We start from the raw sequence: 4904 nt of genomic DNA, 5'->3' as shown, positions 1-4904 counted from the left end.
GGCGGGCGCTAGGTCGTACTCGGGGTGGTGGCAGGTGGGAGGGCCTTCTCCGGGGGAGCGGCCCGCCACAGGCGCTTCGCCGTGAAGAGCATGAACAGGCCCATGGTGCCGTTCAGGTAGAGCCAGACGATGTGGAGCTTGTGCTGGGCGGTCCACATCCAGGCCATCAGCGCCAGGTTGAGGGCGAAGACGAGCCCCACCACGGCGAGCGCCGAGATGATGCCCGCGCGCCGCTTGAAGATGAGCAGCACGATGGTGAGCGGGTTCAGGAAGGTGAACAGCTCGTTGACGTAGATGAACCCCATGGGCACGGGGTTCTCCGGGTCATTGGCGAAGAAGCCGAACATCACCGCCTGGGCGATGTGGGCCAGGGACCCGACCGAGAAGCACACGAAGTACACGGCCAGGATGAGGCGGTTGGGCCACGGTGAGCCCCCGCTGGATGTCGGTTGTGTTTCAACGGTCATGATTTGTCCTCCAGGGCCTCGCGCAACAGCGCGGCCACGTGTTGCACGTACGGCTCCTGCATGAGCTGGTGGTGTCCCCCAGCGACGTCCCTCACGTCCAGCCCCCCCCGCACCAAGGGCTCCCAGCCACGGTGGCGGGGCACGCCCGGTGTGGGTGTGGCCTCCGTGGCGGAGAGGAGCAGCGCCGGGCCCTCGTAGGGTCCGGGCACGTAGCGGTCCATGGCGCGGAGGTTGGCCTGGTAGACGCGGAACAGGGCGCGCAATTGCTCGCGGCCCGTCGCTTCCTCCAGGAGGCGGGCCTGGACACCCAGGGTCAGGAGCGTCCCCAGCATGGCTTCGTCGTCCATGCGCTCCAGGGCCTCGTCCGACACGGGCAGCGTCAGCGAGAAGGCCTGGGCCACCGTCTGGGCGAAGGCGACGCGCACGCGGCCGTCGGCGTCCTCCGCCCGCGCCTCGCCGGGAGGTGCCTGCACTCCGGGTACGAAGGCGTCCACCAGCGCCAGCAGCCCCACGGACTGCCCCTGCGCGCGGAGCTGCCGGGCCATCTCGTAGGCGATGACGCCACCGAGCGACCAGCCGGCGAGGAGGTACGGGCCCTCGGGCTGTTCGGCGCGGGCGGCGTCCAGGTACAGGGTGGCCATCTCCTCCACGGTCTCCACCACGGGCTGGCCGGCCTGGAGACCCCGCGCCTGGAGGCCAATGACGGGCTGACCGGGGCCCAGCCGCCGCGCCAGCTCCGGGTACGCGAGCACGTTGCCGCCACCTGGGTGCACGAGGAACAGGGGCCGGCGGCCCGCGTCCCCCTTCTCCAGTGGGACGAGCGGCGACCACGCCCCCGCCTCGTCGCGCAGCAGCTTCGCCAGCGCCTCCACCGTGGGGTGCTGGAAGAGCGCGGCCAGGGGCACGTGGCGGCCCAGGCGCTCACGCAGCACGGCCACCATGCGGACCGCGAGCAGCGAGTGGCCTCCGAGCGCGAAGAAGCTGGAGCGCACCCCGACGGGATGCACGCCGAGGACCTCTTCCCACACCGTCGCGAGCTGCGACTCGAGCGCGTCCCGGGGAGCGATGAAGTCCTCGGCCTGGGTGGCGGAGACCTCCAGCGCGGGCAGGGCCTTGCGGTCCACCTTGCCGTTGGCGCTCAGGGGCAGCGCGTCCAGCACGCCCAGGGCCGACGGCACCATGTACTCCGGGAGCTGCTGCCGCAGCGCTGCTTCCACCGCCTTCGGGTCGAGGTCCTGTCCTGGCTTCGCCACCACGTAGGCCACGAGCCGCTTGTCCCCGCCGACATCCCGCACCACCACCGCGGCCTCCGCCACGCTGGCGTACCGCATGAGCGCGGCTTCGATTTCGCCGGGCTCGATGCGGAAGCCGCGCACCTTCACCTGGAAGTCGGTGCGGCCCAGGAACTCCAAGGTGCCGTCCTCCTTCCACCGCGCCTTGTCGCCCGTGCGGTACAGCCGTGCCCCCGGCTCCGTGCTGAAGCCGTGCGGCACGAAGCGCTCCGCCGTGAGGTCCGGACGGTGGAGGTAGCCCCAGGCGAGGCCGTCTCCGCCTACGTACAGCTCACCGGGCACGCCCACGCCCACCGTGTCACCGTGCGTGTCCAGCACGTACGCCGTCGAGTTCCCGAGGGGCTTGCCAATGGGCACCGCGGTCTCCACCGCGCTGTGCTTCGTCAGCGTGTGCGTCGTGGAGAAGGTGGTGTTCTCCGTGGGGCCGTACCCGTTCACCAGCACCGAGCCCTCGGCGAGCCGGGCCACGTGCTCGCGCACGCGCTGCGCGGGCAGCACGTCGCCCCCCGCCAGCACCTGCTTCACTCCCGACAGCGCTTCGGCCTGATGCAGCGCCATCTGCTCGTACAGGGCCGCCGTCAGCCACAGCGCACTGATGCGCTCCTTCGTCAGCAGCGCGCCCACTTCCTCCAGCGACAGGGCGTGCGGGGGTGCGAGGACCAGCTTCGAGCCGTGCAGCAGCGCGCCCCAGATCTCCAGCGTCGCCGCGTCGAAGGCCACGGGCGCCAGTTGCAGCCAGACCTCCTCCGCGCCGAAGCGCATGAAGCCGTTGTCCACCACCAGGCGCGTGATGCCCCGGTGTGGAATGCACACGCCCTTCGGTCGGCCCGTGCTGCCAGACGTGAACATCACGTAGGCGAGGTCGTCTCCGCTCACCTCCACGTCGGGTGACGTCTCCGGGTGGCGGTGGAGCGCATTCCACGCCGTGTCCACGCAGAGCGGTGTGCCCGCGCTGGCGGGCAGCTTCTCCAGGAGCGACTGCTGCGTCAGCGTCACTCCCACGCCCGCATCCTCCAGCAGCAGGGCGATGCGCTCCGCCGGGTAGTTGCGGTCCACCGGGACGTAGGCGCCGCCCGCCTTGAGGATGGCCAGCAGGCCCACCACCAGGTCGAACGAGCGCTCCACATACACGCCGACCCGCGTGCCGCGCGCCACTCCCAGGCTCCGCAGGTGATGCGCGAGCTGGTTCGCCTTCGCGTCCAGCGCCGCGTACGTCAGCGTCCCCTCCCCTTCCGCGAGCTTCAGCGCCACCGCGTCGGGCGTCTTCCGGGCCTGGGCCTCGAACCGCGCGTGCACCGACGTGGTGCGCGGGTACTCCGCCGCGGTCCGGTTCCTGTCCTCCACGACCTGACGGCGCTCGGTGGCATCCAACATCGACAGCCGGGTCACCGGGGCTTCGGGGTGGTCCAGCACGGACTCCAGGAGCACGCGCAGATGGTCCGCCATGCGGCGCACCGTCGCGGCCTCGAACAGCTCGGTGCTGTATTCCAGCACGCCGCTGAGCCCGTCCGCTGTCTCCATGAAGAAGACGCTCAGGTCGAACTTCGACGTGCCGCCTTCCAGCTCCAGGGGATTGAGCGTCATGCCCGGCAGCCGGGCCTCACCCACGGGCAGGTTCTGGAGCGCCAGCAGCGCCTGGAAGAGCGGCGTGTGGCCCCGGCTGCGCTCGGGCTGGAGGGCTTCCACCAGCTTCTCGAAGGGCACGTCCTGGTGCTCCTGCGCCTCCAGGACCGTCTCCTTCACCTGCCCGAGCAGCTTCCGGAACGACTGGGCTCCGTCCACCTGCGCACGCAGCACCAGCGTGTTGACGAAGAAGCCGATCAACCCTTCCACCTCCTTGCGCGTGCGGCCCGCGATGGGGGAGCCCACGCTGATGTCGTCCTGTCCGGAGTACTTCGACAGCAACACCTGCCAGCCCGCGAGCAGCACCATGTACAGCGAGGCACCTTCGCGCTGGGCGAGGCTCCGCAGCTTCCCGGTCAGCTCGCGCGAAAGGTTGAAGCCGAGCGTCGCGCCCGCATTGCCGCGCACCGCCGGACGCGGACGGTCCGTGGGCAACTCGAGCACCGGCGGCGCGCCGGAGAGCTTCCGTTTCCAGTAGTCCACTTCCCGCTGGAGCGTCGCGCCCTGCAACCAGCCGCGCTGCCATGCGGCGTAGTCCGCGTACTGCACCGGCAGTTCCGGAAGCGGAGACGGCTGTCCCTGCACGAAGGCCGCGTAGAGCATCCCCACTTCCCGGACGAGCACGCCAAGCGACCAGCCGTCCGACACGAGGTGGTGCATCGTGATGACGAGCACGTGCTCCCGTGCCGCCAGCTTCAGCAACAGGGCCCGGAACAGCGGCCCGTGCTCCAGGTCGAAGGGCCGCAGCACCTCCTGCGCCACCCGCTTCCGAGCCGTCTGCTCACGCTCCTCCGCGGACGACGTGCGCAGCGCTTCCGTGGTCAGCGAGAAGGCCCCATCGGATGAGATCCGCTGGACCGGTTCGGGGTTCCCCACGGCGAACGTGGTGCGCAGGGCTTCGTGTCGCCGCACGACTTCGCGCAGGGCCCGCTCCAGCGCTGCTGTATCCAGGTCTCCTTCCAGCCGCACCGCGATGGGTACGTTGTAGAGCGCCGTGCCCGGCTCCAGCTGATCGATGAACCACAGTCGCTGCTGCGCGAACGACAAAGGCAGCGGAGCGGCTCTGGACACGGACGTGAGCACAGGTGCCCTCGTGCGCTCCACGTTCTCCAGCCGCTTCGCGAGCGCCTCCACCGTGGAGGCTTCGAAGAGTGCACGCAGGGGCAGCTCGACCCCCACTTCCGCTCGGATCCGTGACACCACCTGTGTCGCCAGGAGTGAGTGGCCGCCCAGCGCGAAGAAGTCGTCCTTCACGCCCACCTGGGGAACGCGCAGCACTTCGGCCCAGATGGCCGCCAACTGGACTTCCAGCTCCGTGCGCGGCGCTTCGTAGGTACTGCCGGACTGCGGCGCCTCCGGCTCCGGCAGCGCCTTGCGGTCCACCTTCCCGTTGGCGTTGAGCGGCAAAGCCTCCAGCACCACCACCGTCCCGGGCACCATGTACTCCGGCAGTCGCTGACGCAGGCTCGCCTTCAGCGACTCCGCCTCCAGCGTCGCCCCGGCCTTCGCCGCCACGTACGCG

Annotated in this window: 2 protein-coding genes; both read right to left on the bottom strand. The window is 70.4% G+C overall.

Translation table 11 applies throughout. The annotated features are described in order from the left end of the window. Nucleotides 1–8: 8 nt before the first annotated feature. Nucleotides 9–467, bottom strand: coding sequence for a hypothetical protein (locus D7V93_RS37870; RefSeq protein ID WP_120647952.1), 459 nt, complete (start codon nt 465–467; stop codon nt 9–11). Beyond that, a partial coding sequence (locus D7V93_RS37865) for a non-ribosomal peptide synthetase (protein ID WP_147451553.1) occupies nt 464–4904 on the bottom strand: 4441 nt, incomplete at its 5' end. The genes D7V93_RS37870 and D7V93_RS37865, both read right to left, overlap by 4 nt.

Origin of the sequence: Corallococcus llansteffanensis (assembly GCF_003612055.1) — a bacterium.
GTDB classification, from domain to species: Bacteria; Myxococcota; Myxococcia; order Myxococcales; family Myxococcaceae; genus Corallococcus; species Corallococcus llansteffanensis.
Note: the sequence above shows the minus strand (reverse complement) of the source record. Positions and strands in the feature narration are given on the sequence as shown.

What these genes read in the sequence shown, in the direction of transcription:
- D7V93_RS37870 (WP_120647952.1), bottom strand. Translation starts at nt 467, where the DNA reads ATGACCGTTGAAACACAACCGACATCCAGCGGGGGCTCACCGTGGCCC.